A 24,710-nucleotide genomic window follows, 5' to 3' on the forward strand; every position below is an offset into this window, starting at 1 on the left:
GTGACATCCTCCACGAGCCGCACACTGCTCGGCGACCGCGCCGAGTACCAGGGCGGTTGGCGCGAAGTGGCCGAGGGGACCTGGGCCTGGCTGCAGCCGAACGGCAGGCTCGGCGAGTCCAACGCGGGCCTGGTCTGCGGGGGCGGCGCGGGGAATCGGGGCGAGGCGCTTTTGATCGACACACTGTGGGATCCGGCCCTCACCGCGCGGATGCTCGCAACGGCCCCGGTGCCCGCCGAGACGATTTCGGTCGTCGTGAACACCCATGGGGACGGCGACCATTGCTGGGGGAACCAGCTGGTGGCGGGCAAGCGGATCATCGCGGCCGAAGGGGCGGCGGACGATATGGCCGAGTTCGACCCGCGAGCGCTCGCGGCCCTCGGCCGAGTCGGCTCGTTCGCGGCGCCGTTGCTCGAAAGGATCCCGCCGCGCGCCAGGATCCCCGGCGTGAAGCCAGCGGCCGCCTTCATGGGTTTTCTGCGGGACACGGGCCGCTACAGCTTCCGGGGCGTGCGGCTGACCCTCCCGACCGAGTCGTTCGCCGACTCGCTTTCGCTCGACGTGGGCGGACGGCGTGTGGAGCTGGTCAAAGTCGGCCCCGCGCACACCAGGGGCGACCTCCTCGTCCATGTGCCGGACGTCGGCGTGGTCTTCGCGGGCGACATCCTTTTCTCCGGGGTCACGCCGATCATGTGGGCGGGGCCGGCGGAGAACTGGATCGCGGCGTTGGACCGGGTCCTCGCGTTCGAGCCGAAGACGGTGGTGCCGGGGCACGGGCCCGTGGGCGAGGCGGGCGCGGCCACGGCGTTGCGCGCGTATTGGGAGTTCGTCCTTCGGGAGGGGGCCGACAGGCATCGGGCGGGGCAGAGCGCGCTCGCGGCGGCCGAGGCGATGGTGAACGGCGACGAGTTCGCCGAGCGGGGCTTCCGGGAATGGCATGACGCGGAGCGGCTCGGGGTGAGCCTCACGGTTCTTTTCGACAAGCTGTCGGGCCGGAAGAGCTCCGCCACGTTGCGGGCCCGGGGGCTCATGGCCATGGCGCGATTGGCCTCGACGAGTACAGTGGCGGACGCATGTTGAATCGGAACAACCCCGTGCGCCGGGCGGCCGCCCGGGCCGTGTACGGCCTCTACCAGCGACAGGTGGAGCGGCAATTGCGCGGCGCGAAGCTGCCGCAGCACATCGCGGTGCTCTGCGACGGCAACCGGCGCTGGGCGCGGGCCAACGGCTTCACCGACGTGAGCCACGGGCATCGGGTCGGGGCGCTCAAGATCGCGGAGTTCTTGTCCTGGTGCGACGCGGAAGGCATCGGCCACGTCACTGTGTGGCTCCTGTCCACGGAAAACCTCCGGCGCGACCCAGAGGAGCTCGCGGCCTTGCTCGACGTCATCAACGAGGTCGTCGCCGAGCTGTGCGCGAAGGACAAAAACTGGCAGGTGCGGATCGTCGGGGCGTTGGAGCTTCTTCCCGAGGAGTTCGCCACCGATCTCGTGGAAGCCGCGAAGAAGACGGTGGGCCGCACCGGCATCCACGTCAATGTCGCAGTCGGCTACGGCGGCAGGCAGGAGATCTCCGACGCGGTGCGCTCGCTCGTCGCGGACCGCCTCGCCGCAGGGCTGTCGGGGCAGGAGCTGGTGGAGTCGATCGACGTGGCGGCGATCGGCGAGCACCTCTACACCTCCGGCCAGCCCGACCCGGACCTGGTGATCCGCACGTCGGGGGAGCAGCGCCTCTCCGGCTTCCTGCTCTGGCAGAGCGTCCACTCCGAGATCTGGTTCACTGAGGCGTTCTGGCCCGAGTTCCGCCGGGTGGACTTCCTGCGGGCGCTGCGCGACTACGCCGCCCGCCACCGGCGATTCGGGGTCTGACGGCCCAGGCCGATACACTGTTAGCCTCAAGACTTTCTCACCAAGGAGCTTCATTCGTGTTCAGTTCGTTGTCGGACCGGCTGGTCGGAGCGCTGTCCCAGCTGCGGGGCAAAGGCAAATTGTCCGAAGAGGACATCGACGTCACCTGCAAGCACATCCGCGTCGCGCTCCTCGAGGCCGATGTCGCGCTGCCGGTCGTGCGGGAGTTCATCGGACGGGTGAAGGAGCGGGCCAAGGGGGTGGCGCTCTCCGGCGCCTTGAACCCGGCCCAGCAGGTGGTGAAGATCGTCGACGAGGAGCTCACCGAGATCCTCGGCGGGCAGTCCCGGCGCCTTCAGTTCGCGAAGACCGCGCCAACCGTCATCATGCTCGTCGGTCTGCAGGGAGCCGGAAAGACCACGCTCGCGGGCAAGCTCGCCAAATGGCTCAAGGCGCAGGGCCACGCCCCGCTCTTGGTGGCTTGCGACTTGCAGCGCCCAGGGGCGGTCAAACAGCTCCAGGTTGTCGGCGAGCGCGCCGGGGTGAGCGTCTTCGCGCCGGAGCCGGGCGCGAGCTTCGAGAACGACGGGACCACCGTCGGCGACCCGGTTGTGGTCGCCCGAGCAGGCGTGGAGCTCGCACGGGCGCAGCAGCACGACGTGGTCGTGGTGGACACCGCGGGCCGCCTCGGCGTGGACCAGGAGCTCATGGCGCAAGCCGCCGCGATCCGCGACGCGGTGTCGCCGGACGAGGTGCTGTTCACCGTCGACGCGATGATCGGCCAGGACGCGTTGCACGCGGCGACGGCGTTCGACGCAGGCGTCGGGATCACCGGCGTTGTGCTCACCAAGCTCGACGGCGACGCCCGAGGCGGCGCCGCGCTGTCGGTCCGGCAGGTGACCGGCAAGCCGATCCTCTTCGCCTCTATCGGGGAGAAACTGGAGGACTTCGACGTCTTCCACCCCGACCGGATGTCGAGCCGCATCCTGGACATGGGCGACCTCTTGTCCCTCATCGAGCAGGCCCAGCGGGTCTTCGACGAGCGGCAAGCCGAAGAGGCCGCGCAGAAGATCGCCTCTGGGGAGCTGACGCTCGAAGACTTCCTCCAGCAGCTCAAGCAGATGCGCCAGCTCGGCCCGCTCGCGAACATCCTCGGCATGCTGCCGGGCGCGGGCCAGATGAAAGACGCGCTCGCGCAGGTGGACGAGCGCGAGCTGGACCGGCTCGAAGCCATCATCTGCGGCATGACCCCGCAGGAGCGGGCCGACCCGAAGCTCATCAACGCCTCGCGCCGCATGCGGATCGCGAACGGCTCGGGAGTGACGGTGAGCCAGGTCAACCAGCTGGTGGACCAGTTCTTCCAGATGAAGAAGGTCATGAGCCAGTTCGCGGGCGGTATGTTCGGCGGCGGCGGCTTCGGCTCGCGGCCGAGCAAGGCCAAGGCGAAGGCGGCGAAAAAGGGCAAGGGCAAGAAGGGCGGCGGCAGGGGGCCGCAGCGCCAACCCGCGCCCGGCGGCCTTCCCGGCATGCCGGAAGGCCTCTACGACCTCCCGCCGGGTCTGGACGACGTCGACCTCTCCTCGCTCAAGCTCCCGCCCATGCCGAACTTCCCCGGATTTCCCGGCCAACGGTGATCGGCGCGCGGTATGACAAGCAGGCTTGAGACAGTCACCGTCGACTGCCGCGACCCGGCGCGGCTCGCGGCGTTCTGGACGCGGGCGCTCGGCTGGGAGGAGGTCCGAGGGGACGAGGAGGGCGTCGAGATCGCCCCGCCGGACCGTCGAGGAGCCTCGATCCTCTTCCTTGCGGTCCCTGATGCGAAAACGGTCAAAAACCGCCTGCACTTCGACCTGAGGGCGGCGGAAGGGGGACAGGCCGGGGAGGTCGCCCGGCTTGAGGCGCTCGGAGCCCGCAAAGCCGACATCGGCCAAGGCCCGTCCGTGTCGTGGGTGGTGCTCGCCGATCCGGAGGGGAACGAGTTCTGCGTTTTGCGGGACACGTGAGGGCAGGCTGGGCGCGCCATTTGTCCGGGTAGAAGATTTCTGGCATACTGGCATGCCGGATTTGCGCGCGTTTCGTCATGGCCGCAGCGCGCCGATAAACGAACAACTCGAACCTGTATGTAGAGGAACCTAGTGTCAGTCAAGATCAAGCTTCAGCGGCTCGGTAAGATCCGTAGCCCGCACTACCGCGTCGTCATCGCCGACGCCCGCTCCCGTCGGGACGGCCGGGTCATCGAGACCATCGGCAAGTACCACCCGAAAGAGGAGCCGAGCTTCATCCAGATCGAGTCCGAGCGGGCGCAGTACTGGCTGGGCGTCGGGGCGCAGCCGACCGAGTCCGTCGAAGTGCTGCTGAAGATCACCGGCGACTGGCAGAAGTTCAAGGGCCTCCCCGGCGCGGAGGGCACGCTCAAGGTCGCGCCCGCCAAGCCGTCCAAGCTCGAGGTCTTCAACGCGGAGCTGGCCAAGGTCGGCGAGGCGGGCCAAGGCGCCGCCACCACCCCGAAGAAGTCGCGCAAGAAGGCCGAAGAGGCCAAAGAGGAAGCCGCCGAGGCTCCTGCTGCGGAGGAGCCTGCTGTGGAAGCTGCGGCCGAGGCTGCTCCAGAAGCTGATACGACAGAGCAGTGACCGACACGTTGGTGGAGGCCACCGAGCACCTCATTCGCGGCATCGTCGCGAATCCGGACGACGTCCAGGTCCGCCTGGTCGGCGGTCGCCGTGGCCGGGTCCTCGAAGTGCATGTGCACCCCGAGGACCTCGGCAAGGCGATTGGCCGGGGCGGCCGCACGGCCAGCGCGTTGCGCACCGTGGTCAACTCGATCGGCGGTCGGGGCGTTCGCGTGGACTTCGTCGACCTGGATCGCTGACGTAGGGGCTCTGGGTTGGCAGAGCTGGTCGTCGGGAGGATCGCCAAGTCCCACGGGCTCGCTGGCGAAGTGGCGGTCGAGATACGCACGGACGAGCCCGAGCTGCGTTTTGCGCCTGGCTCGACGTTGACGGCGCACCCGCCGAGGTCGAAAGCGGCAGGGCAGGCCCTCCGTGTCGTCGCCGCGCGGGAGCACGCGAACCGGCTCCTCGTCACGTTCGCGGAAGTCGTGGACCGCACAGCGGCAGACCTGCTCAGGGGCGCGCTGTTGGTGGTGCGCAGCGAGGACCTCCCCCCGAGCGAGGACCCGGACGAGTTCTACGACCACGAGCTGATCGGCATGAAGGCGCAGGACTGCGGCACGGGCTCGACGCTCGGCGAGATCGCCGACGTCGCCCATTCCACTGGCGGGGACTGGCTGGTGATGAAGGACGGGGACGGCCGTGAGACGCTCATCCCGTTCGTCGCCGCCATCGTCGTGGACATCTCTCGGTCCGACGGCGTCGTGCGAGTGGATTTGCCGGACGGCCTCCTTGAATTGAACGACCAACCGTGAAGCTCGATGTCGTCACCATCTTCCCCGAATGCTTCAGCCCGTTGCGGGAAGGCCTGATCGGCAAGGCGGTCGAGCGGGAGATCGTCGGGCTCGAAGTCCACGATTTGCGGCAATGGGCGACAGGCAACCACCGGAGCGTGGACGACTCGCCGTACGGGGGCGGGCCCGGCATGGTCATGCGCGCGGACGTCTGGGGCCCGGCGCTCGACGCGGTCTGCCCGGACGACGCGCTGCTCGTGGTTCCCACGCCTGCGGGAAGGCCGTTCACGCAAGCGATAGCCGAGGAGTGGTCGGCAGAGCAGCGCTTGGTCTTCGCTTGCGGCCGGTACGAGGGCATCGACCAGCGGGTGTTGGAGGACGCGGCGCGGCGGGTGCGGGTCGTGGAAGTCAGCATCGGCGATTACGTGCTTGTCGGCGGGGAAGTCGCGGTGCTCGCCATGGTCGAGGCTGTGGTCAGGCTGATCCCCGGCGTGCTCGGCAACCCGCAGTCCCATCAAGAGGACTCGTTCTCCGAGGGGCTGCTCGAAGCCCCGTGCTACACCAGGCCAGAGTCATGGCGGGGGCTCGACGTCCCGAACGTGCTCCTTTCCGGGGACCACGGGAAGATAGCCGCGTGGCGGCGGGAGCAGGCCTTGCTGCGCACCGCTCAGAACAGGCCCGATCTGCTGCGCGAAGCGGACGCATTCGATGGCAAAGACAGCGCGGGCCTCTGAATCAGGGGAGTTTGCCGTCGGGGAACGCCCTCATCAGCGCGCCGGTCAGGGTGACAGCCGCATGCTTGGCGGACTCGTCGTTCGTGACCTGGGTCGCGGCGTAGCGCTGCTCGTTCACCGAGGACCCGGCAGGGTCGATCTTCTCGATCGAGAGGGCGACGAGGACGGCGTTCTTGCCTGCGGTGAGGTCGAACGCGGTGCTCCAGTACACCCAGTGGTCTTCGACGCAGCACATCCGGGCCTGCTTCATGCCGAACAGGTTCGCGTTCTCTGGATGCTCGGCGGGGAGCGCCTGGGGGAAGCCGAAGGTCTGCGCGGCGGCGCATTGCCGCTTCTCCTTCACATCCGTCTCGTAGCAGGAGCCGGTCTGCGTCGCGTTGTAGTGCTCCAGGTTCTGGACCACTTGGCTCGCGGCGTTCTTCCACGCGGCCGCCGCGTTCTTGTCGTCGTCGGACCCGTCCGCAGGCGGGGCTGCGGCCTGCTGCGCGAGGAGCTGGTCGTAGTACGAGACGATGTCGTCGGGCGTGCTCAACGTGTTCCACCACGTGCCGTCCTCGGCGGGGACGGTGCTGTCGTCGAGCCTGTAGCGGTCTTTGATCTCCTCGACGACGCTGGAACGCCCGTATTTCGCCCACAGCCGCCACGCCGCCGTGTCGTCGGAGTTCTTCAGGATCGACTCGATGTCGTTCTTGTCGTCGGCGCTCAGCTCCACGCGGCCCGGGTCGGCCGGGTCTGCCTTCGGCCTGCTCGCCCAGAGCGAGTCCTCGTACAGGAGATGGTCGGCGATCCAGACCTTGGTGAGCGAGGCGATCGGCGCTTGGATCTTCAACGCGGCCTCCCCGTTGGAGACGGTGACCGCGGGGTCTTTCGAGCGGTCGCGGTACGCGATGGAGAGCGAGGCCCCGCGCGCGGCGGCGGCGAACGTGGCGACAGACAGCCGGTCTTCGAGCTTGGTCTTGCCGCTCACCGACGCGTTGACCGCCGCCGGGTCGAGGAACGGGTCCGGCTTGGCGACGAGGTCGGAGTAAGGCGAGGCCAGGTCGTGGCCTCCCGTGGAGCCCACCGGGAGCTGGATAGTGCAGCCAGTGGCCGCGACGCAGGCGAGCGAGCCCGCTCCGACGATGCGGCCGAACTGGCGCGCCGTCCGGCGAGCGCTTCGACGCAATCGCATGACACCCCGATCCTCAGCTGTTTCGCTGCGCGAAAATCTATCCTGACTTCAGGGAGTGTAGCGTAGCGATCATGTCCGGCCCGTTGCGGATGTCGATTTCGTATTCGCGGCCGCGTCTGGCACAATAGAGCAGTTGCCCAACCGGGCTGGCGCACGTCCGCGCCCGATCTGTTGTCAGAGAAGAAGCGGAGCGCGCGACCCAAAAAGTATGTTGCTAAGGACTGTGAGAACACCATGAACAGGCTTGATTTCGTCGAGAAACCGCTGCTGCGCGACGACATCCCGGACTTCGGCCCGGGCGACACGGTCGAGGTGCACGTGAAGGTCATCGAGGGCTCCAAGGAGCGTATCCAGGTCTTCAAGGGCGCCATCATCCGTCGCCAGGGCGGCGGGATCCGTGAGACCTTCACCGTGCGCAAGGTCTCCTTCGGCGTCGGGGTCGAGCGGACCTTCCCGGTGCACAGCGGCAACATCGCCAAGATCGATGTCGTGACCCGCGGCGACGTCCGCCGGGCCAAGCTCTACTACTTGCGCGATCTGCGTGGCAAGGCCGCGAAGATCAAGGAGAAGCGCGTCCTCGCCAAATGACCGAAGCCGCCCCTGACGAGTCCGGCGAGGACGGTCGTTCCCCTTCGGGCCAGGGCGAGCTGTCCGAGGCGGAGAAAAGCCAGTCCGACAAAGAGGGGGAGTCCTCTTTGAAGAAGGACGGCAAGTCCGGCAAGGGCGAAGAAGAGGGCAAGCGCGAGCGGCCCTTCTGGCAAGAGACGATCATCCTCCTCGTCCTTGTCCTGGGCATCAACTTCGTCGTGCAGACGTTCATCGCCCGGCCGTTCGTGATTCCGTCGGAATCGATGGAGCCCACGTTGCACGGCTGTTTCGGGTGCACCGGCGACCGGGTCTTGGTGGACCGGATGGGATACCGGTTCTCCGATCCCCGGCCCGGAGACGTCGTGGTGTTCGTCTCCCCGCAGAGCTGGGTGCACAACTCGCACGACCTGCGCCGTCCGAAGCGGGACGAGTCCACGCTCGGCAGCGTTGTCGACGGGCTCAAATGGCTCGGCAGGTTGGTCCGACTGCTCCCCCCGGACGAGAACTACATCGTCAAACGCGTGATCGCCACCGGCGGACAGACCGTGGGGTGCGACAAGGACCGCGGCCTGCTTGTCGACAACAAGCCGGTTGTCGAGCCGTACCTCGACAACCCGTCGATGAACGAGCAGAAGGCGTCCGGCAATATCTGCCTGACCCCGCCCGGCGAGGACTTCGCGAAGTTCGGGCCGTTCACGGTGCCGCCCGGCAGGTTGTGGGTGATGGGGGACAACCGTATCAACTCGACGGACTCCCGCTACCACACCTACCACTTCCCCGGCTCGGGCGGCGAGCCGAACCTCGACATGGGCACCGTGCCGGTCGGCAACGTCGTCGGCAAGGTGCGGGTCATCATTTATCCCGCCTCGCGGTGGGCTGTGGTGCACGCGCCGGAGATCGCTCAGCATTGAGCTGTTCTGCCGCCGCCGGTCTGTTACTGTGAGAAGATGTCTCCGAGTTCGATAGAATTCGCTGGACCAGCGCCTTTGCCAGTCCAGGGCAAAGGATTGCACGCTTTCGAGTCAGCGCTGCGTCGCGCGGGCCTCGTGGCGGTGGCCGGTGTGGACGAGGCGGGCAGAGGGGCCTGCGCGGGTCCGCTGGTGGTGGCGAGCTGCGTCCTCAAGCCTCGGTCCGCCCGGGCGCTGCCCGGCCTCGACGATTCGAAGCGGCTCACCGCGCAGAAGCGGGAATGGCTGGAGCCGCGTATCCAAAAGCAGGCCGTGAGCTGGCATGTGGTGGTGATGCCGCCCGCCGAGGTCGACGAGATGGGTGTGCACAAGGCCAACCTCGAAGGGATGCGTCGCGCAGTGGCGGGACTCGCCGAAGCTCCCGATTACGTGCTGCTCGACGGGTTCGAAGTCTCGGGCCTGGCTTCCCCCGCCCAACGAGTGGTCGGCGGAGACCGGCTTGTCGCATGTATCGCGGCGGCGAGCGTCCTGGCGAAAGTCGCCCGAGACCGGATCATGGCCGAGCTGGACCAGGTCCACACAGGCTACGGTTTCGCGACCCACAAGGGGTACTGCACTGCGGCGCATCTGTCCGCGCTCGCCGAGCTCGGACCCTGTGAGCAACATAGGTACTCCTACGCCCCCGTCGCAGCCGCAATGCGCGAGAATAGAATTGAACGAACTGAAGGAGCCGGAACACTTCGATGAGCACAGAAGACCTGGAGAATTACGAGACCGAGCTTGAGCTGTCGCTGTACCGCGAGTACAAAGACATCGTCGGCCAGTTCAGCTACGTGGTGGAGACCGAGCGCCGGTTCTATCTCGCGAACTCGGTCGAGGTGGTCCCGAGGAACGCGGACGGCGAGGTCTACTTCGATGTGCGCATGACTGACGCGTGGGTATGGGACCGGTACCGTCCTTTCCGTTTCCTGAAACAGGTCAGGGTGATCACATTCAAGGACGTGAACATCGAGGAGCTCGAGCAGCCGGATCTCCGGCTGCCGGACAACCCTGCCTGAGCGGAACAGGCACGGGGGCCCTGTGGATGAGCGGCCTGCGCTCTCCACATCTTCCCCACAACGGCCATGACGGCGCTGCCCGCACGGCAGGCTTGACGCATGAAGATCGCTCGAATGCTGGTCCGGGTCTCCGCCTGTCTCTGGAGCGCCTGCCTGTTCGGCTGCTGCCTTCTCGCCGTCGGCTCGCTGGCGCAGGCCTCTCCACAGGACGCCCCGACCACGGGATACGTCTGGCCGCTCTCCCCGAGGCCGCGTGTGGCGACGAGGTTCGACCCGCCAAGCCACCGCTGGGGCTCGGGCCACCGGGGAGTCGACCTCGTCGCTGCTGCTGGCGCGGACGTGCGCTCGGCAGGGCGGGGCACAGTGGTGTTCGCGAGCGCGATCAACGGGGTCGGCGCGGTCTCGGTCGAGCACCCTGGCGGTCTCAGGACCACCTATGAGCCGGTGGAGCCGACGGTTCGGATCGGCCAGCTCGTCGCGGCGGGCGATCCGATCGGGCTCCTTGTCGCAGGGCATCCAGGCTGCCCCGGCCAGGCCTGTCTGCATTGGGGCCTCAAGCTCGGCCATGGCCGCCACGACCAGTACTACGACCCGCTCGTGCTGGTGGCCGAGCTGCCGATCCGGCTCAAGCCTGTGAACGGCATACCAGGCTCCTAACCCCTTGGGTGGGCCTGCTCGTGGACTTTGCGGATTCGCTCCACGCTGACATGGGTGTAGATCTGCGTGGTGGCGAGGCTCGAATGCCCCAAGATCTCCTGCACCACCCGAAGGTCCGCGCCGCCTTCGAGCAAATGTGTCGCCGCGCTGTGCCGCAGTCCGTGCGGGCCGAGATCCGGCAGGTCTGGCTCTTTGGCGACTCTGGCGTGCACCACCCGGCGGGCGGTCCGCTGGTCCAGCCGTCCTCCGCGCGCTCCGAGCAAAAGAGCCGCGCCGGATCGCGGTCCGGCGAGCGCAGGCCTGCCGCCCTGCAGCCATGCCGAGAGCGCTTCGGCTGCTTTCGCGCCGAACGGGACCACGCGTTGCTTGTCGCCCTTGCCAAGCACAGTCGCCAGCCGCCGGGCCTGGTCCACGTCGTCGATGTCGAGGCCGCAGAGCTCGCCGACGCGCATCCCGGTCCCGTAGAGCAATTCGAGGACGAGTTGGTCGCGCAGTTGCGCAGGCCGGTCGGGATGCTCGGTGACTGGCACGAGGGCTTGCTCGGCCTGGTCTTGGCGCAGCACGTGGGGCAGCGCTTTGCGAAGCTTCGGCGTGGCGAGCCGCACGGTCGGATCGTGTTCGGCGAGGCCGCCCCGCAACGCCCAGTCGAAGAAGGTTTTCATACCGGAGGCGCGCCGGGCCAAGGTCGCCCGGCTCGCCCCTTCTGAGGTCATCTCGGACAACCAGCCGCGCAGGTCGGCGATGGTGACCGAGCCGAGGACCGCGCGCGCGGCGGCATTGTCAGAGGCGGGGCCGAAATAGGCGCGTAGATCGCCCAAGTACGCGCGCACCGTGTTCGGCGACCGGTTTCGTTCGAACCGGAGGTGCCGCTCGTACTGGGCGAGCGCTTCTGCCATGGAAGGCTCGGACGTCGAAGGCATACGCAGAGCTTGCGCCCTCGGGCGGAACGAGGCAAGGCGACGTGCTCAAGGTTTATCGCATCGAGAAATTCTGATCCAACCGCCGCCTGCTGCTTCTTTCGCGAAACCGCGCAATTCGAGCAGGGCGAGCCCGGCCCGCACAGCGCCCGTGGCGAGGCCGCTGGAACGGGAGACCTCCACGACCGACCGGCCCTTGCGGGAGTCGAGCGCGCTGTGGATCCGGCTCTGGTCGGGGGAAAGCTCGTCGAGCGCCCTTTTGGAACTAGGCTCCTCCGGCGCGAGCAGCCCGAGCAGCCCGAGCGGGCCGACACGCTCGATGAGCGCTTGGACGTCCCACGCGAGCTCGGCTTCCCCCGAAGCGATCAGCTTGTGGCAGCCTGCCGAGGAGAACGCGAACACCGAGCCGGGCACGGCGAACACCGGCAGGCCGAGCCGCCGCGCCCAGCCTGCGGTGTTCAAAGCGCCGCTGCGGCTCGCCGCCTCGACGACGAGGACCCCGCCAGACATGCCCGCGACGAGCCGGTTTCGCGCGAGGAAACGGTGCCGCGCCGGTTGGACTCCGGGTGGATATTCGCTGATCGCCGCGCCGCTCGAAGCGATTCTTCGAAAGAGCTGGGCATGACCTGCGGGATAGGGCACGTCCACCCCGCAGGCGAGCACCGCGAGCGTTGTGCCGCCTGCCGCGAGCGCGCCCCGGTGGGCGGCGGCGTCGACGCCGTATGCCCCGCCGGAGACCACTGTTCCGCCTGCTGCGCCAACGGCTGAGGACCATTCCGCGGCGATTCGTTCCCCGTACCCGGACGAGGCTCGGGTGCCCACCACCGCGCAACTGAACTCGGCTGCCGAGGCGAGGTCGACCTCGCCGAGCGCCCAGAGCGCGAACGGGGGAGCGAGCGGAGCATCGGCCTGCCCCTGCCCCTGCCCATGGCCTTGGGCCCGTGCCTGCGCCTGGGAGAAGGCGAGCAAGCGCCAGGCAGGCCAGTCCGGCGAGTCCTCAGTGACGAGCCTGCCGCCGAGCTCGGCGATCGTTTCCAAGTCACGCCGGGAGAAATCGCATTCGCGCCGCGCGCAGGTCGCCGCGCGGAGCTTCCCGTGGCCTTCGGGGAGCTTGTCCCGTGCGATCAGACGGGCGGCTTCGACCACGTCCCGCGTCGCGAGGAAGTCGACCAACGCGGGGCAGGGCGGTTCCACGACACGGGAGAGATACGCCCAAGCAAGATCGCGCTCGTCCCAGCTCATGCGGCGCTCCGGTCACGGAAGGACAGGGCTTGCGCGACCTCGTCGACCGTCGGGCTGCTCTTTCCCGCGAGATCGCTGAGGGTCCAGGCGACCCGCACGCACCGGTCCGCGCCGCGCGCGCTGACAACGCCTCGACGAAGTGCGAGCTCCACCGGCCGCAGCGCGGCCTTGCCCAACGGGAACTGCTGCCGCAGGACTGGCCCTGGGACCTCTGCGTTGGTGCGCCAGCCGTGGCTTTGCCAGCGCTCCCGCGCAGCGCCGCGCGCCGCGACGACCCGAGCCCGGACCGTCTCGGAGGACTCCGCGCGCTCGGACTCGAACATGCCTGCGGACACCTGGTGCAATCTGACCCGCAGATCCACCCGGTCCATCAACGGACCCGACAGTTTGCCAAGATAGCGCCGCCGAAGCTGCGGCGGGCACACGCAATCGAGGTCGCGGGACGGCGCGCACGGGCAGGGATTGCAGGCCAGCACGAGCTGGAAGCGGGCCGGATAGCGGACCACGCCGTCGCGCCGGGCGATGCGGACCTCGCCCTCCTCGAGGGGTGTTCGCAGCGACTCCAAAGCCCGCGCGCCTATCTCAGCGCATTCGTCGAGGAACAACACGCCGCAGTGGGCTTTCGACACCGCCCCCGGAGCCGCCGTGCCGACGCCGCCGCCGACAAGCGCGGGAACCGACGCGGTGTGGTGGGGCGCGATGAACGGGGGACGGAGCACCACCGGATGCTCCTCCGAGAGCGAGCCCGCCAAGGAGTGCAGCGCGGTCACTTCTAAAGACTCCTCTGCGGTGAGCTGGGGCAGCAGCCCGACCAGCCGGGACGCGAGCAAGGTTTTGCCGACGCCAGGAGGGCCGGTGAGCATGAGATGGTGCGCGCCCGCGGCGGCGACCTCCAATGCGAACCGAGCCTCCTCGTGCCCGACGACATCGGCGAGGTCGGGCGCTTGGACCGGCGGCTCGCCTGGCCGCTCGGGCGGTCCGGGCAGCTCGCGCTCGCCGCGCAACCACGAGCAGAGCGCCCGAAGCGACGGCGCGCCGTGCACGCGCATCCCCGAGACGAGGCCCGCCTCGGACAAATTCGCCTCGGGGACCACCACGTCCGACCAGCCGGCTTTCCGCGCGGCGAGCACGGCGGGCAGCACCCCCCGCACCGGGCGCAGCCTGCCGTCCAACGCGAGCTCGCCGAGGACGACCGCTCGTCGCGCCGCCTCGGCGGGCAGCCCGCCGGACGCGACGAGCACCGCGACTGCCAGTGCCGCGTCGTGCACCGATCCCACTTTGCGGACCGTGGCAGGGGATAACGCGAGCGTCACCCGGCCTTGCGGCCACGCGGCTCCGCTGTTGTGCACGGCCGCGCGGACCCGGTCGCGGGACTCTTGCAGGGAGGCGTCCGGCAGCCCGACGAGGCACACGCCTGCGGCTCCAGCCCCGAGATAGGCCTCGACCTCGATGACGAGCCCTTCGAAGCCGACCATGCCGACTGAGTACGACTTGCCCATCGCCATCACGCCACCCCCTTGTGGTGGCGAAGGTCGAACGACCCGTCCGGGCCGAGCACCGCAGAGATCAGATCGAAGCGCAGCGCGCATGCGGGCGTGCGCGTGTCCGCGATCCGCAGCCATTCGCCCGCAGCCGCTCGGAGCCTGATCCGCGCGGGCCCGTTCGAGATTCGCTCGGGCGACGCGTGGCAGAAGTCCCCGCGCGTGAGGACCGCGACGAAGCAGAGGGTCCCGCCCTCCCTGGCGATGACGCCGAGCCGGCGGTCGTGGTGGCGCCAGTCGTGCTCGAGGACGACGGCTCCGTTCGCGCGCAGCAATCCGCAGGACAGCATGAGCGCCCGGTCGGCGAGTCGCGGCCTCGGCGGCAGCGGGTGCGCTCGGCGGCGGGTGATCCGCCGCGTGAAATCGAGTGGTTGGGTCATATCGGGTTCCTTCCTGTGCGAGCAGTGCTCATGACACGAGGAAACCGAGGAGGCCCGACACGATTCGACAGTTTTCGCCGGAGCGTGGAAATTGTGGACAAGCTTTTCCGCCATCCACAGGTCGCGGCGTGTCGCCGCAGGCGGAGCGAGGCTATTCAGCCGGGCAGAACGCGATCGCTTTCGCCGCGTTCACTTGCATCGCGAGCGCGAGGCGGAGGTAGACGTCGCCGGTCTGCAGCGGGCCCTGCAGCTTCTCCCGGAAGCGGTCGGCGTTCTTCACGTACAGTTTCAGCTCCGTGCGCAGCTGCGCGGGAAGCGGTCGGACCGCGAGACGGCGCGCGACGTTGGCCGAGTCGATGAGCCCTTCCGCCGCCGTCGCCGAGGTGAGGGACATGGCTTTGGCGGCTTCGACGCTGAGCGGCTGGCCCGCCGCGTCCAAGAGCGGGAGCGCCATGGCGCTCGCCCTGGACTGCGCCGACCGGAACTGCGCGCACGACTCGACGAGTTCCGTCGACCCTGGGTCGGCGCTCGGCGGCGCGGCGGGAGCCTCAAACGGGGCGCGCAGCAGGTCGGGCAGGCCGTGGGCGGCTTTTTGGAGCAAAGCCAGGTGCGCGCCGCAGGCCCCGGGCGCTGCGGCGGGCTTGGCAGGCCCGAGCTCGAAACGCACGCCCCAGCCGTCTTGCTCGCCGGAGAGCGGCAGGATGACTTGGCAGTTGTCGGCAGACTCGGCGACGACGAGGGCCGGGCGCTCGTCGAGGCTGATCTGGCGTTGCCACGCCCCTGCGGGCGGCGGCCCTTGCTGGGGCGAGAGCAGCGCGAGGTCGCGGGGGTCGTAGCCCAAATAGACGAGGACGGCAGAGAACCTGTCGAAGCCGGAACGGTCCACAAAGACGCAGCCTGCGCGGTCCGGGTCGTCCTGGCGCTGCTGGACGAGCGGCTCGGTCCCGAGCTCGGCCAAGTCCTGCGCTTTGATTCCGGCGCACACATCTGTGGCGCGCCAGTTCAGCGAGTCCGTCCCCGTCGGGGCCTGGCTGCGCCCCTCGCCGCAGCTTGCGGCGAGGAGCGCGATGAGCGCGAGAACAGATCCGGTTCTCGCGCTTCGCCTCATACGCCGAGTCTAGACAGCTAGAATCCTCGCCATGAGGGCGCGTCGGGTCGTGGGGCGGTCGGGCCTGGTCTTGTTGTTGGCTCTGGTCGCAGGCTTCTTCGCCCGTGAGACCACCTGGGATTGGGCCCCGAGCGTCATGATCGCCATGCTCTGGCCAGCGTGGCTCTTGTCGGGGGTCTTCGGCGTGGCGCTCGTCGCATTCGCCCGGTGGCGGCGGACCGCCGCCGTCGGGCTGGTCCTCGTCGTCGCGACGGCCTCGTTCGAGCTGCCGCTCTTCCGGGGAGGCGCGTCTGCGGGCGCCTCGGCGGGGCGGCTGACGGTCGCCCAGGGCAACTTGTTCTGGGGCACGGCCGATCCGAAGAAATTGCTCGACGTGGTCCGGACGCGCCAGGTGGACGTGCTCGCGGTGGAGGAGGTGACTCCGCACGAGCTGGACGCGTTGCGGTCGGCGGGATTCGCCGACGCGCTGCCGTATTCGTTCACGCTGCCCGGCCTCGTCCGTGTCGGCGACTCGCAGCTCTCCACCCCGTGCGACACGGTGCTCTTCAGCCGTTACCCGCTCACCGGCTCCGCAGAGCTCACCGGCCCCGGCGGGTGGAATTTCCTGCACCATCCGCTGCGGGCTGCGGCGCAGACTCCCTGGGGCCCGGTGACTGTGGTCGCGGCGCACGTCATGGTGCCGTGGCCCGCGTATATGACCAACCCCGGGTACGCGCGCAACCCGGCCTGGGGGTTCGAGATCCGGCCGTTCCGCGAAGCCCTCGCGGCGCTGCCCAGTGGCGATCGCGTGGTCGTGGCGGGGGATTTCAACGCCACCTACGACGTCGCCGACTACCGGGCGATCCTCGCGGAGGGGTTCGCGGACGCGGGGATACAGGCCGGGGCGGGGTTTGTGCCGACCTGGGAGCAGGGCACGCTCTGGCAGCTCTTGGCCGCAGACCACGTCCTCGCCCGCAATGCGACAGCGACCCGCTTCGAGTCCTTCCCGCTCGTGGGCTCCGACCACGCCGGGGTGATCGCGACCGTGCAGTTCTAGCGGAGCAGTTGTAGCCGAGAGCCAATGGGATGAGCTGCAAGGCGTACCGAGCCGTGGCGCACGGAGGCGGTGTGGGTGCGCGAGGCGAGGAACAACGCCGCAGATCGCCTGTTGGGCTCGGCTAGCCGAAGTTGACGCCCTGGGCCAGCGGTAGCTCCGTCGAGTAGTTGACTGTCGCCGTGGAGCGGCGCATGTAGGCCTTCCAGGAGTCCGAGCCGGACTCGCGCCCGCCGCCGGTCTCCTTCTCGCCGCCGAACGCGCCGCCGATCTCGGCCCCGGAGGTGCCGATGTTGACGTTCGCGATGCCGCAGTCCGAGCCCGAGGCCGACACGAAGCGCTCCGCCTCGCGGACGTCGTTGGTGAAAATGGCGGAGGAGAGACCCTGCGGCACGGCGTTGTTGAGCGCGATGGCCTCGTCCAGCTCGGAGTACGCGAGCACGTACAGGATCGGCGCGAAGGTCTCGGCGGCCACCACGGCGCTCTGCCCCGGCATCCGCACGATCGCGGGGGAGACGTAGTAGGAGTCCTCCCCGGTCCCGTCGATTCCCTCGACGCGCTCCCCGCCGACGAGCAGCTCCCCGCCCTCGGCCTTGGCCTGCCCGAGCGCGGCGGCCATGCCCTCGTACGCGCCCCGGTGGATGAGCGGGCCGACGAGCACGCCCTCGTCCAGCGGATTGCCGATGCGCAGCCCCCGGTACGCGGCGACGAGCCGGGGGACGAGGGCGTCCACGACGCTCTCGTGGACGATGAGCCTGCGCAGAGTGGTGCAGCGCTGCCCGGCGGTGCCCGCGGCGGAGAAGACGACGCCGCGCAGCGCGAGGTCGAGGTCCGCGCTCGGCGCGACGACCACGGCGTTGTTGCCGCCGAGCTCGAGGAGGCTGCGGCCGAACCGCGCGGCGACGCGGGGGCCGACCTCCCGGCCCATCCGGGTCGACCCGGTGGCCGAGACGAGCGCGACGCGGGGGTCGTCCACCAGGGCCTCGCCCGCCTCGCGCCTGCCGAGGATCAACTGGTGCACGTCGGGGTCGTGGCCCGTGTCGGCCAGCGCCCGGCGCAGCAGTCCGTGGCAGGCCACGGCGGTGAGCGGGGTCAACTCGGACGGCTTCCACACCACGGTGTCCCCGCAGACCAGCGCGATCGCGGCGTTCCACGCCCACACCGCCACCGGGAAATTGAACGCCGAGATCACTCCGACCACCCCGAGCGGGTGCCAGGTCTCGCGCAGCGCGTGCCCAGGGCGCTCGGAGGCGATCGTCTTGCCGTAGAGCTGGCGGGAGAGTCCCACCGCGAACTCGCAGACGTCGATCATCTCCTGCACTTCGCCGAGCGCCTCTGTGGCGATCTTCCCGGCTTCGAGCGTGACGAGCCTGCCAAGGGCCTCCTTGTGCTCCACGAGCAGCTCGCCCAGTCTGCGCACGACGTGGCCTCGGGCCGGGGCGGGCACGTCGCGCCAGCGCGGGAAGGCGTGGTGCGCCGCCTCGATGGCCGCCCGGTAGCCGACGACGGCTCCGAAGTGGTCGGCCCCGATGGACCCGAGCAGGTCTCCCGTGATCGGCGTGCGAACGGGGAGTGCCCCGATGCCTTCCGATGTGGCGCTGAAATGCCAAGGCCCGACGTGCTCGCGGACGCCGAGCGCGGCGAACGACGTCGCGGCCAGCTCGCCCAAAGCGCTTTGGGAAGGCGTCGTGGTGGCAGTCATATGGCGGCTCCAATCTGGTCGGCGCCTGTGGTGGAGGCGCCTGTGGTGAAGGGGTGGGCAGGGCCGAGCTCGGCGGCCACAGCTTCGCGGGAAGCCCGCTCTTGCGCGCGGTAGAGCTCGTAGGGGTCGAGGATGTCGCGGCCGATGGCTCCGGAGAGCCAGTCCTGGTTGTAGTCGGCTTCCGGCGGCAGCGACGGCGCGCTTGCCTCCTCGTCCAGGTTCGATTGGAAGATGCCCGCCGCGCTGCGCGGCAGGAAGTCCTCGTAGACGATCGGCACGGCGCGCGCGGCCCCGTTCTCGACGCGGTACGTGAAGAAGCCGAGCCCCAGCTCGGCCAGTTCGGCCTCGGTGGCGGGGAAGAACTCCGGCCACACGCGCGCCGCCGCCTCCTGGCCCGTCAGGCTCTCGGCGGCGCGGAGCCGGTCCGCCGCTGCCAATGCCTGGTCGTAGCGGTCCCGGCCCGCCTCGGTGAGCGCGATCCCGCGCGCCTCGACCTCGCCGAATCGGACCCGCAGGCTTCCCGGCCGGACCGTCCCGTCCGCCTCGCGGAAGGTCCTCGGCTCGTCCAGGGCGCGGAAGGAGGTCTGCCGCAAGAGCACATCCGGCCCGTCCCAGCGCGGCGGGCCTTGGATCTCGTCGATCATCTTGAGCCCACGAGCCGCGAGGCGGCGGTAGAGCTCGTCGATGTCCAGGACTCTCGGCGTGAGGTGGTTGATATGCGTCGAACCGATGCCGCCGATGTCCGCCGCCACCGCCGAGATCGACTCCAGCTCGCGATACCACGGGCCGTCGATCGGCTCGGAGCCGAGCGCGAACGCCTTGGCGGCGAGCGTGACGAACTCCTCCGCCCTCTCCTCGGGCAGGCCTCTTTCGTCCGCCGCGCGGTCGGCGAGCTCCAAAAGGCGCGGGGGGAAGAGCTGGCGGCGGGCGAGGAACGCCTCCAGCCGCGGACGCAGGCCGGAGTCGAAGAACGCAGGGTCGCGCGTGGCGAGCATGGAGGTGAACACCCGGAACGGGTTGCGCTCCAGCTCGGCTGGGTCGATCGGGCGGAAGGCGGTGGAGACAACGGGCACAGGGACGGGCCGCGCGTCGCGCAGGTCGTAGAACCCGACCGGGAACATGCCGAACCCGGCGAAGATCCTCGCGGCCTGGGCGAGCTCGGCGGGGGTGCCGACGCGGATCGCGCCGTGGCGCTCGGCCCCGACTCTGCCCGCGCCGCCCAGCGCCTCGGCCCCGGGGGACGCGCCCCGCTCGGACCACCAGTCCCGGTTCACCTCGTCGACGACGTCCACCAGTGTCGTGTACGCGGGCACTTCGACCCCGTAATGCGCCGAGAGGCGCTCCGCGAAGCGGGCTCGTAATGCGTGCGGCTCGATCATCTCCTACCCTTCACTCCATGCCCTCTGAGTCTTTGTCGCCCCTGTCCCCGGCCATTCCGTCCGAGGCTCCCGCGACCGCGTCGCAGCCCGAACCCGCCCGTGTCGACCCGTCGGCGGAGCCGACAAGGATCGACGCGGTGGACCGGCTGCTGGTGCGCGAGCTCGTGGCGGACGGACGGGCCACGCTCGCCGAGCTTGCCAAAGCGACTGGGCTGTCCGTCTCCGCCGTGCAGTCCCGTGTGCGAAGGCTTGAGGCGAAAGGCGTGATCACCCGGTACACGGCCGCCGTCGACCATGAGGCGCTGGGGAGCCCGCTCGCCGCTTTCGTCGCCATCACGCCTTTCGATCCTTCCGCTCCGGATACCGCTCCTGAGCTGCTCAGGAGCATTCCCGAGGTCCAAGCCTGCTATTCCGTGGCGGGCGAGGAGAGCTACGTCCTCTTCGTCCGCACCGGCTCGCCCCGCGAGCTGGAGCGTCTCTTGCAGCAGATCCGCTCCACGGCCGCAGTGAGCACCCGGAGCACCATCATCCTCCAGACATTCTACGACCACGCGCAGGGCCTCTGACGTGAAACTGTAGCGCACCACGCCAAGTTTGTGAAAATTTTTCCGGTATTTCCATAGGAATGGCGTAAAAATTTTGTTAGAGTAGTTGCATGACCGCGCTTTTCTCCTCTGACACAGGCTCCTCCGCAGCCGCCTCGGCAGCTTCCGACGTCGAACCGGGCCAGGTCCTCGACTCCCTCGCGAAGTCGCAGCTGGTCGACGGTTTCCCCTTCGTCCTCGACTTGGCGCGCTCCCATGGGAGCTGGCTCGTCGACGAGCGGGACGGGGCGAGCTACCTGGACATGTTCGGGTTCTTCGCCTCCAACGCGCTCGGCATGAACCACCCGGCGCTCGCGGAGGACGAGGCGTTCGTCGCCGAGCTGGGCCGCGCCGCGCTCAACAAGCCGTCGAACTCGGACGTGTACACCACGCCGATGGCCCGGTTCGTCGCGACGTTCCGCCGAGTCCTCGGCGTCCCCGAGCTGCCGCGGCTCTTCTTCATCGACGGCGGCGCGCTGGCGGTGGAGAACGCGCTGAAGGTGGCGTTCGACTGGAAGAGCCAGCGAAACGAGGCCGAGGGCAGGTTCGGCCCGGACGGCGAGCCGCTCGGGACAAAGGTGCTGCACCTGGCGGGCGCCTTCCACGGGCGCAGCGGCTACACGATGTCGCTCACGAACACGGACCCGGCCAAGACGGACCGTTTCCCGAAGTTCGACTGGCCCCGGATCGAGGCTCCGCACACCGGGCTCGCCGATGTCGAGGCCGCCGAGGAGCGCGCCCTCGGGCAGATCCGGGCGGCGTTCGCCGCGCATCCGCACGATATCGCCTGTTTCATCGCCGAGCCGATCCAGGGCGAGGGCGGCGACCGGCACCTGCGGCCCGAGTTCCTGCGCGCCGTGCAGGGGCTCTGCGTCGAGCACGACGCGCTCTTCGTCCTCGACGAGGTGCAGACCGGCGTCGGGATGACCGGCACGATGTGGGCGCACCTCGGCCTCGGCCTGGAGCCGGATATCGTCGCCTTCGGCAAGAAGACCCAGGTCTGCGGCATCATGGCGGGCCGAAGGGTCGAGGAGCTCGCGACGAACGCGATGCGCGTCTCCTCCCGGATCAACTCCACCTGGGGCGGGAACCTCGTCGACATGGTGCGCGCCCGGCGGATCTACGAGGTCATCGAGGCCGAGCATTTGGCGGAGCGCGCCGCGCGCCTCGGCGAGGGGCTGCTCGATGGCTTGCGGGACCTCGCCGAACGCCATCCGGGCCTCGTGTCCAATCCGCGCGGGCGGGGCCTGATGTGCGCGATCGACCTGCCGAGCGCCGAGACGCGCAACGCCGTCGTCGCCGACCTCTTCGCGAAAGAGCAGGTCATCATCCTCGGCACGGGGGAGCGGGGCATCCGCTTCCGCCCGACGCTCACTGTCACGGAGGAGGAGCTGGCGCTCGCGCTCGGAGCCCTCGACCGCGCGCTTGGCCGGGCCTCGAAGGGTTAGTGCGTCGCGAAGGCTGGCGACACGACGACGGCGAGCGTGGCGAAAAGTCTGATAAAGCGTCGCACGACAACCCCTCCTCGATGTCCAGCGTTTGACGACGGACTGTACCGCAGCGCCCGGTGGGTTTTATTCGCCGACCGCGCGGGCCTCGTGGCTCTGCGGCGCGCAGGCCGTGGTGAGCAGCAGCACGAGGGCTGCCATGAGGACGGCGGTGAGGACTTCGGGCCACGGTGTGAAAGCGCTCGCGAGCACGAGCGCGGCGACAGCCGGGAAGCTGGCCGAGACGAACCTCGGCACGGTGGAGCGCTCGAATTGCAGCAGCCAGACCCCGAGCACGTAGACGGCGACCGGGAGGGTGAGCGCGAGCCCGCTCAGCAGGTTGTGCTCGTGGTGGGACAGCCGTTCGCTGAGCACGCCGATCCCGGCTCCGACGGCCGCGCCGCTCGCATAGATCCAATAGTGGCCGAAGCCCCACGTCAGAGCGGGGCCGAAGCCGGTGAGCCGGTTGTGCACCGGGCGTTCGAAGTAGATCCACCACATCGCGAACAGGATCACCAGCGCGGAGCCCGCCAAGGTGAGCTCGACGCTTGCCGCGCGCTCCTCGACCACGCCTTCGCGGATGGCCGTTGCCGAGCTCGCGACGGCCTCGCCGAGCACGATGATGGTGAAAAGGCCGTAGCGCTCCGCGATGTGGTGCGGATGCCACGGCGTGGCGGACTTCCACTCGGCGAGGGCGGGAATGGCGAGCTCGAAGGCGGCGCCGAGCAAGAAGCAGACGGGCCCGAACGGCCCGCCCGGCAGGAAGAGGGCTCCGACCCAGAACGCTTGGACGAGCGTGATGCCGACGGCGTAGCGCAGGGCGGTGGCTCGGTGCTCGGGGTCGCTGGCCGCCGCGCGCAGCCACTGCGAGACCATGGCCAGGCGCATGAGGACGTACCCGGCGATCATGACGCTTTCCCTGGTGGCCTCGGGGAGGTACACGGCCGCGGCCAGGACCAGGCTCCCGGCGATCTGCACCATCGCGGTCAACCGGTACACGAGGTCGTCCACGTCGTAGGCGGAGGCGAACCAGCTGAAGTTGAGCCATCCCCACCAGATCGCGAAGAAGAGCTGGCCGTAGACGAGCACGCCGTGCTCCCAGTGCCCTTCGGAGAGCTGGTGGTGCAAGAGTGTGGCCGCGCCCGCCACAGCGACCACGAAACACAGGTCGAAAAGCAGTTCCAGCGGGGTCGAGACGCGGTGCTCCTCGCCGGGGTCGCGGGCGGTCATGCGGCGTGGTCGGGGCAGGAAGGGCAATCCCATGGCATGAGTGTGGCAATCCGGCAGCGCTCAGGCAAGTCGCCGCGAGACGTGCTAACCTACATATATGTCGGTTAAGGCGACGGAACTCGCGGCCCCGAGCCGCCCGGCGGCTCGGCAACGCCGCCTGAAGGGGCCGCAGCGCAGGGAGCTGGTCCTCGAAGCGGCCCGCGCCGCGTTCGTCGAGCAGGGCTACGACAGCGTCTCGATGAACGACATCGCGCAGCGGGCCGGAGTCGCCCGGCCCGTCCTCTACGACCATTTCCCCTCGAAAAGAGCATTGATGTTGTTCCTGCTCACCGAGGAGACCGAGCTGCTGCTGGCGCGGATCGCCGAGCAGGCCCGCAGCGGGGCCTCGTCGGAGGAGCGAATGCGCGCCTCCCTCGAGGTGTACTTCTGTTTTCTTGTCGAGCGCCCGCTCGCGGCGCGGATCTTCCAAGGGGCTTCCGCCGCCGACCCGGACGTCGCGGAGGCCGCGCAGCGGATGCGCGAGCTCGCGAGGCGCGGGACCGCCGCCCTCCTTGGGCCGGTCGGGGGGACCGGGCGAGAGGTCTCGGCCGCCGTGCTTGTCGCATCGGTGATCGCGGTGGCCGACTGGTGGGCGCAGCACCCGGAGACGCCACAGGGCGAGGTGGTCGACACGACGCTGCGCCTGCTGTGGCCGGGAGTGGGCCAAACCCTGCGGAGCGGGGGAGCGTCGTCGACGGACGGAGGAAAGGCATGACCGCGATATCGCAGGAGGAAAGCTGGGCGCGGGGGAACTCCGTCGCGCGCGCCGCGGCTGCGGCCTACGCCAAGAGCGAGTCGTGGGACGTGTCCGCCCCACTGGGCCCAGGCTCCCTGACCTGGGGGCATTTCGGCGACATCCGCTCGTTCCTCATCCTCGGCAGGGCGGGGACGTTGCAGAACATGCACCCGGTCCTCGACGCCGCCCTGCGGCAGCATTCGAACTTCTTCGCCGACCCGATGGACCGCTTCCGCCGCTCGGTCGAGCCGATCCACATGATGATCTACGGCGACGACCCGCAGCAGCGCGCCGCGACCGTGCGCGACTTCCACAAGCCCATCAAAGGCACGGGGGACGACGGGGCCCGGTACCACGCGATGGACCCGGAGGTCTACTGGTGGACCCATGTGACTTTCTACGAGTCGGTCATCGCCACCCAGGAATTGTTCGGCACGCCCTTCACCGAGGAGCAGAAGCGGCAGATCGTGGCGGAAGGGCTGTCGTGGTGGCGGCTCTACGGGATGAGCGAGCGGCCCGCGTTCGGGAGCTACGAGGACTTCCAACGCTACTGGGCGCACATGCTCCGCGACGTGCTCGGGCGGAATTTCACCACGGACTTCGCGAGGGACATCCACCGCAAGAAGGTCCCCGCCCCGCCGTTCGTCCCCTCGGCGCTCTGGCCACTGGTGCGGTACCCGGTCATGGCGGTCGGGGGCTGGGTCACGACCGGGACTATGCCGCCGCAGGCTCGGGAGATCCTTGGCTGGGACTGGCGGCGGCGGGACGAGCTGGCGTTCGCGCTCTTCCGCAGGGCGGTGCGCTCGGGCTGGCGGTTGCTGCCGCAGCGATGGCGGTACATCCCGACGGCGTGGCGGGGCATGGAGCGCTCTCGCGAACAGGCGGAGCCCTCTTCGGGCGCGGGGCGGCCAGGCTAGGCTGGAGGGGAGTGCTCGCCCGGAGCCTCGGTTTGAGAGGAGTTCCTGC

Annotated in this window: 27 protein-coding genes; 18 read left to right on the forward strand and 9 right to left on the reverse strand. The window is 69.3% G+C overall.

What is annotated here, in order from left to right; all coding sequences use genetic code 11:
* The 8 genes from ACRC20_RS08240 to trmD all read left to right on the forward strand — a co-directional run bounded on the left by ACRC20_RS08240 (position 1) and on the right by trmD (position 5,984).
* Entirely contained in the window at positions 1–1,080 is a 1,080-nt protein-coding gene (locus ACRC20_RS08240) for an MBL fold metallo-hydrolase (protein ID WP_438685881.1), read from the forward strand.
* On the forward strand, positions 1,074–1,868 hold the full coding sequence (locus ACRC20_RS08245; RefSeq protein WP_438685882.1) for an isoprenyl transferase: 795 nt from the start codon (positions 1,074–1,076) through the stop codon (positions 1,866–1,868). The genes ACRC20_RS08240 and ACRC20_RS08245 overlap by 7 nt, the downstream gene beginning before the upstream one ends.
* 56 nt (positions 1,869–1,924) lie before the next feature.
* Complete coding sequence (gene ffh, locus ACRC20_RS08250) at positions 1,925–3,481, forward strand: signal recognition particle protein (RefSeq protein WP_438685883.1); 1,557 nt, start codon at positions 1,925–1,927, stop codon at positions 3,479–3,481.
* 12 nt (positions 3,482–3,493) lie between these two features.
* Complete coding sequence (locus ACRC20_RS08255; protein ID WP_438685884.1) at positions 3,494–3,850, forward strand: VOC family protein; 357 nt, start codon at positions 3,494–3,496, stop codon at positions 3,848–3,850.
* 132 nt (positions 3,851–3,982) lie between these two features.
* Positions 3,983–4,477, forward strand: a complete 495-nt coding sequence (rpsP, locus tag ACRC20_RS08260) for a 30S ribosomal protein S16 (RefSeq protein WP_438685885.1) — start codon at positions 3,983–3,985, stop codon at positions 4,475–4,477.
* Positions 4,474–4,716, forward strand: coding sequence for an RNA-binding protein (locus tag ACRC20_RS08265; protein ID WP_007470775.1), 243 nt, complete (start codon positions 4,474–4,476; stop codon positions 4,714–4,716). Before rpsP ends, ACRC20_RS08265 begins: the two co-directional genes overlap by 4 nt.
* Positions 4,717–4,731: 15 nt before the next feature.
* Positions 4,732–5,271 carry a ribosome maturation factor RimM gene (gene rimM, locus ACRC20_RS08270; protein ID WP_438685886.1) on the forward strand — a complete coding sequence of 180 codons (540 nt, stop codon included), beginning with the start codon at positions 4,732–4,734 and terminating at the stop codon, positions 5,269–5,271.
* Positions 5,268–5,984 carry a tRNA (guanosine(37)-N1)-methyltransferase TrmD gene (gene trmD, locus ACRC20_RS08275; protein ID WP_438685887.1) on the forward strand — a complete coding sequence of 239 codons (717 nt, stop codon included), beginning with the start codon at positions 5,268–5,270 and terminating at the stop codon, positions 5,982–5,984. Before rimM ends, trmD begins: the two co-directional genes overlap by 4 nt.
* A 1-nt stretch (position 5,985) precedes the next feature.
* Here trmD and ACRC20_RS08280 read toward each other — a convergent pair whose 3' ends face one another.
* Positions 5,986–7,155, reverse strand: coding sequence for a hypothetical protein (locus ACRC20_RS08280; protein ID WP_438685888.1), 1,170 nt, complete (start codon positions 7,153–7,155; stop codon positions 5,986–5,988).
* Positions 7,156–7,389: 234 nt separating this feature from the next.
* Here ACRC20_RS08280 and rplS point away from each other — a divergent pair, with 234 nt between their 5' ends.
* The 5 genes from rplS (at position 7,390) to ACRC20_RS08305 (ending at position 10,366) form a co-directional block, all read left to right on the forward strand.
* Entirely contained in the window at positions 7,390–7,743 is a 354-nt protein-coding gene (gene rplS / locus ACRC20_RS08285) for a 50S ribosomal protein L19 (protein WP_438685889.1), read from the forward strand.
* Positions 7,740–8,654, forward strand: a complete 915-nt coding sequence (lepB, locus tag ACRC20_RS08290) for a signal peptidase I (RefSeq protein WP_438685890.1) — start codon at positions 7,740–7,742, stop codon at positions 8,652–8,654. Before rplS ends, lepB begins: the two co-directional genes overlap by 4 nt.
* Positions 8,655–8,690: 36 nt before the next feature.
* Positions 8,691–9,398, forward strand: coding sequence for a ribonuclease HII (locus tag ACRC20_RS08295; protein ID WP_438685891.1), 708 nt, complete (start codon positions 8,691–8,693; stop codon positions 9,396–9,398).
* Complete coding sequence (locus ACRC20_RS08300; RefSeq protein WP_007470795.1) at positions 9,395–9,709, forward strand: DUF2469 domain-containing protein; 315 nt, start codon at positions 9,395–9,397, stop codon at positions 9,707–9,709. Before ACRC20_RS08295 ends, ACRC20_RS08300 begins: the two co-directional genes overlap by 4 nt.
* Before the next feature lie 99 nt (positions 9,710–9,808).
* Positions 9,809–10,366: a M23 family metallopeptidase gene (locus ACRC20_RS08305; RefSeq protein ID WP_438685892.1), complete on the forward strand. Its 558-nt coding sequence runs from the start codon at positions 9,809–9,811 to the stop codon at positions 10,364–10,366.
* Here ACRC20_RS08305 and ACRC20_RS08310 read toward each other — a convergent pair.
* The 5 genes from ACRC20_RS08310 to ACRC20_RS08330 form a co-directional block, all read right to left on the reverse strand.
* A complete protein-coding gene (locus tag ACRC20_RS08310) occupies positions 10,363–11,262 on the reverse strand; it encodes a tyrosine recombinase XerC (protein WP_438686195.1) in 900 nt (299 codons plus the stop codon). The genes ACRC20_RS08305 and ACRC20_RS08310 overlap by 4 nt on opposite strands.
* Positions 11,263–11,331: 69 nt before the next feature.
* Positions 11,332–12,525, reverse strand: coding sequence for a DNA-processing protein DprA (dprA, locus tag ACRC20_RS08315; protein WP_438685893.1), 1,194 nt, complete (start codon positions 12,523–12,525; stop codon positions 11,332–11,334).
* Positions 12,522–14,030, reverse strand: coding sequence for a YifB family Mg chelatase-like AAA ATPase (locus tag ACRC20_RS08320; protein WP_438685894.1), 1,509 nt, complete (start codon positions 14,028–14,030; stop codon positions 12,522–12,524). Before ACRC20_RS08320 ends, dprA begins: the two co-directional genes overlap by 4 nt.
* Entirely contained in the window at positions 14,030–14,446 is a 417-nt protein-coding gene (locus tag ACRC20_RS08325) for a YraN family protein (RefSeq protein ID WP_438685895.1), read from the reverse strand. The genes ACRC20_RS08320 and ACRC20_RS08325 overlap by 1 nt, the downstream gene beginning before the upstream one ends.
* Before the next feature lie 151 nt (positions 14,447–14,597).
* A complete protein-coding gene (locus ACRC20_RS08330; RefSeq protein ID WP_438685896.1) occupies positions 14,598–15,554 on the reverse strand; it encodes a hypothetical protein in 957 nt (318 codons plus the stop codon).
* 31 nt (positions 15,555–15,585) lie between these two features.
* Here ACRC20_RS08330 and ACRC20_RS08335 point away from each other — a divergent pair, with 31 nt between their 5' ends.
* Entirely contained in the window at positions 15,586–16,590 is a 1,005-nt protein-coding gene (locus ACRC20_RS08335; RefSeq protein WP_438685897.1) for an endonuclease/exonuclease/phosphatase family protein, read from the forward strand.
* A 121-nt stretch (positions 16,591–16,711) separates the two neighbouring features.
* Here ACRC20_RS08335 and amaB read toward each other — a convergent pair whose 3' ends face one another.
* Entirely contained in the window at positions 16,712–18,289 is a 1,578-nt protein-coding gene (gene amaB, locus ACRC20_RS08340; RefSeq protein WP_438685898.1) for an L-piperidine-6-carboxylate dehydrogenase, read from the reverse strand.
* A complete protein-coding gene (gene hglS / locus ACRC20_RS08345) occupies positions 18,286–19,668 on the reverse strand; it encodes a 2-oxoadipate dioxygenase/decarboxylase (RefSeq protein WP_438685899.1) in 1,383 nt (460 codons plus the stop codon). Before hglS ends, amaB begins: the two co-directional genes overlap by 4 nt.
* A 17-nt stretch (positions 19,669–19,685) precedes the next feature.
* Here hglS and ACRC20_RS08350 point away from each other — a divergent pair, with 17 nt between their 5' ends.
* Together ACRC20_RS08350 and lat are read left to right on the forward strand one after the other, a co-directional pair.
* Positions 19,686–20,234, forward strand: coding sequence for an Lrp/AsnC family transcriptional regulator (locus ACRC20_RS08350; protein WP_438685900.1), 549 nt, complete (start codon positions 19,686–19,688; stop codon positions 20,232–20,234).
* A gap of 89 nt (positions 20,235–20,323) precedes the next feature.
* On the forward strand, positions 20,324–21,700 hold the full coding sequence (gene lat, locus ACRC20_RS08355) for an L-lysine 6-transaminase (protein WP_438685901.1): 1,377 nt from the start codon (positions 20,324–20,326) through the stop codon (positions 21,698–21,700).
* Positions 21,701–21,826: 126 nt separating this feature from the next.
* On the opposite strand, the gene ACRC20_RS08360 is transcribed toward lat, so the two are convergent.
* Positions 21,827–23,002 (reverse strand): low temperature requirement protein A, encoded by a 1,176-nt coding sequence (locus ACRC20_RS08360; protein ID WP_438685902.1) that lies wholly within the window; start codon positions 23,000–23,002, stop codon positions 21,827–21,829.
* A 64-nt stretch (positions 23,003–23,066) separates the two neighbouring features.
* Here ACRC20_RS08360 and ACRC20_RS08365 point away from each other — a divergent pair, with 64 nt between their 5' ends.
* Both ACRC20_RS08365 and ACRC20_RS08370 read left to right on the forward strand, forming a co-directional pair.
* Positions 23,067–23,723 (forward strand): TetR/AcrR family transcriptional regulator, encoded by a 657-nt coding sequence (locus ACRC20_RS08365; protein ID WP_438685903.1) that lies wholly within the window; start codon positions 23,067–23,069, stop codon positions 23,721–23,723.
* Positions 23,720–24,661 (forward strand): oxygenase MpaB family protein, encoded by a 942-nt coding sequence (locus tag ACRC20_RS08370; RefSeq protein WP_438685904.1) that lies wholly within the window; start codon positions 23,720–23,722, stop codon positions 24,659–24,661. Before ACRC20_RS08365 ends, ACRC20_RS08370 begins: the two co-directional genes overlap by 4 nt.
* Positions 24,662–24,710: the final 49 nt, after the last annotated feature.

This window comes from Segniliparus sp., from assembly GCF_051660745.1.
Classification (GTDB): domain Bacteria; phylum Actinomycetota; class Actinomycetes; order Mycobacteriales; family Mycobacteriaceae; genus Segniliparus.

Excerpts from the sequence above, each read along its gene's own strand:
- ACRC20_RS08245 (WP_438685882.1), top strand. The coding sequence starts at position 1,074 with ATGTTGAATCGGAACAACCCCGTGCGCCGGGCGGCCGCCCGGGCCGTG.
- ACRC20_RS08255 (WP_438685884.1), top strand. The coding sequence starts at position 3,494 with ATGACAAGCAGGCTTGAGACAGTCACCGTCGACTGCCGCGACCCGGCG.
- ACRC20_RS08280 (WP_438685888.1), bottom strand. The coding sequence starts at position 7,155 with ATGCGATTGCGTCGAAGCGCTCGCCGGACGGCGCGCCAGTTCGGCCGC.
- rplS (WP_438685889.1), top strand. The coding sequence starts at position 7,390 with ATGAACAGGCTTGATTTCGTCGAGAAACCGCTGCTGCGCGACGACATC.
- lepB (WP_438685890.1), top strand. The coding sequence starts at position 7,740 with ATGACCGAAGCCGCCCCTGACGAGTCCGGCGAGGACGGTCGTTCCCCT.
- ACRC20_RS08295 (WP_438685891.1), top strand. The coding sequence starts at position 8,691 with ATGTCTCCGAGTTCGATAGAATTCGCTGGACCAGCGCCTTTGCCAGTC.
- ACRC20_RS08300 (WP_007470795.1), top strand. The coding sequence starts at position 9,395 with ATGAGCACAGAAGACCTGGAGAATTACGAGACCGAGCTTGAGCTGTCG.
- ACRC20_RS08305 (WP_438685892.1), top strand. The coding sequence starts at position 9,809 with ATGAAGATCGCTCGAATGCTGGTCCGGGTCTCCGCCTGTCTCTGGAGC.
- ACRC20_RS08310 (WP_438686195.1), bottom strand. The coding sequence starts at position 11,262 with ATGGCAGAAGCGCTCGCCCAGTACGAGCGGCACCTCCGGTTCGAACGA.
- dprA (WP_438685893.1), bottom strand. The coding sequence starts at position 12,525 with ATGAGCTGGGACGAGCGCGATCTTGCTTGGGCGTATCTCTCCCGTGTC.
- ACRC20_RS08320 (WP_438685894.1), bottom strand. The coding sequence starts at position 14,030 with ATGGCGATGGGCAAGTCGTACTCAGTCGGCATGGTCGGCTTCGAAGGG.
- ACRC20_RS08325 (WP_438685895.1), bottom strand. The coding sequence starts at position 14,446 with ATGACCCAACCACTCGATTTCACGCGGCGGATCACCCGCCGCCGAGCG.
- ACRC20_RS08330 (WP_438685896.1), bottom strand. The coding sequence starts at position 15,554 with ATGAGGCGAAGCGCGAGAACCGGATCTGTTCTCGCGCTCATCGCGCTC.
- ACRC20_RS08335 (WP_438685897.1), top strand. The coding sequence starts at position 15,586 with ATGAGGGCGCGTCGGGTCGTGGGGCGGTCGGGCCTGGTCTTGTTGTTG.
- amaB (WP_438685898.1), bottom strand. The coding sequence starts at position 18,289 with ATGACTGCCACCACGACGCCTTCCCAAAGCGCTTTGGGCGAGCTGGCC.
- hglS (WP_438685899.1), bottom strand. The coding sequence starts at position 19,668 with ATGATCGAGCCGCACGCATTACGAGCCCGCTTCGCGGAGCGCCTCTCG.
- ACRC20_RS08350 (WP_438685900.1), top strand. The coding sequence starts at position 19,686 with ATGCCCTCTGAGTCTTTGTCGCCCCTGTCCCCGGCCATTCCGTCCGAG.
- lat (WP_438685901.1), top strand. The coding sequence starts at position 20,324 with ATGACCGCGCTTTTCTCCTCTGACACAGGCTCCTCCGCAGCCGCCTCG.
- ACRC20_RS08360 (WP_438685902.1), bottom strand. The coding sequence starts at position 23,002 with ATGGGATTGCCCTTCCTGCCCCGACCACGCCGCATGACCGCCCGCGAC.
- ACRC20_RS08365 (WP_438685903.1), top strand. The coding sequence starts at position 23,067 with ATGTCGGTTAAGGCGACGGAACTCGCGGCCCCGAGCCGCCCGGCGGCT.
- ACRC20_RS08370 (WP_438685904.1), top strand. The coding sequence starts at position 23,720 with ATGACCGCGATATCGCAGGAGGAAAGCTGGGCGCGGGGGAACTCCGTC.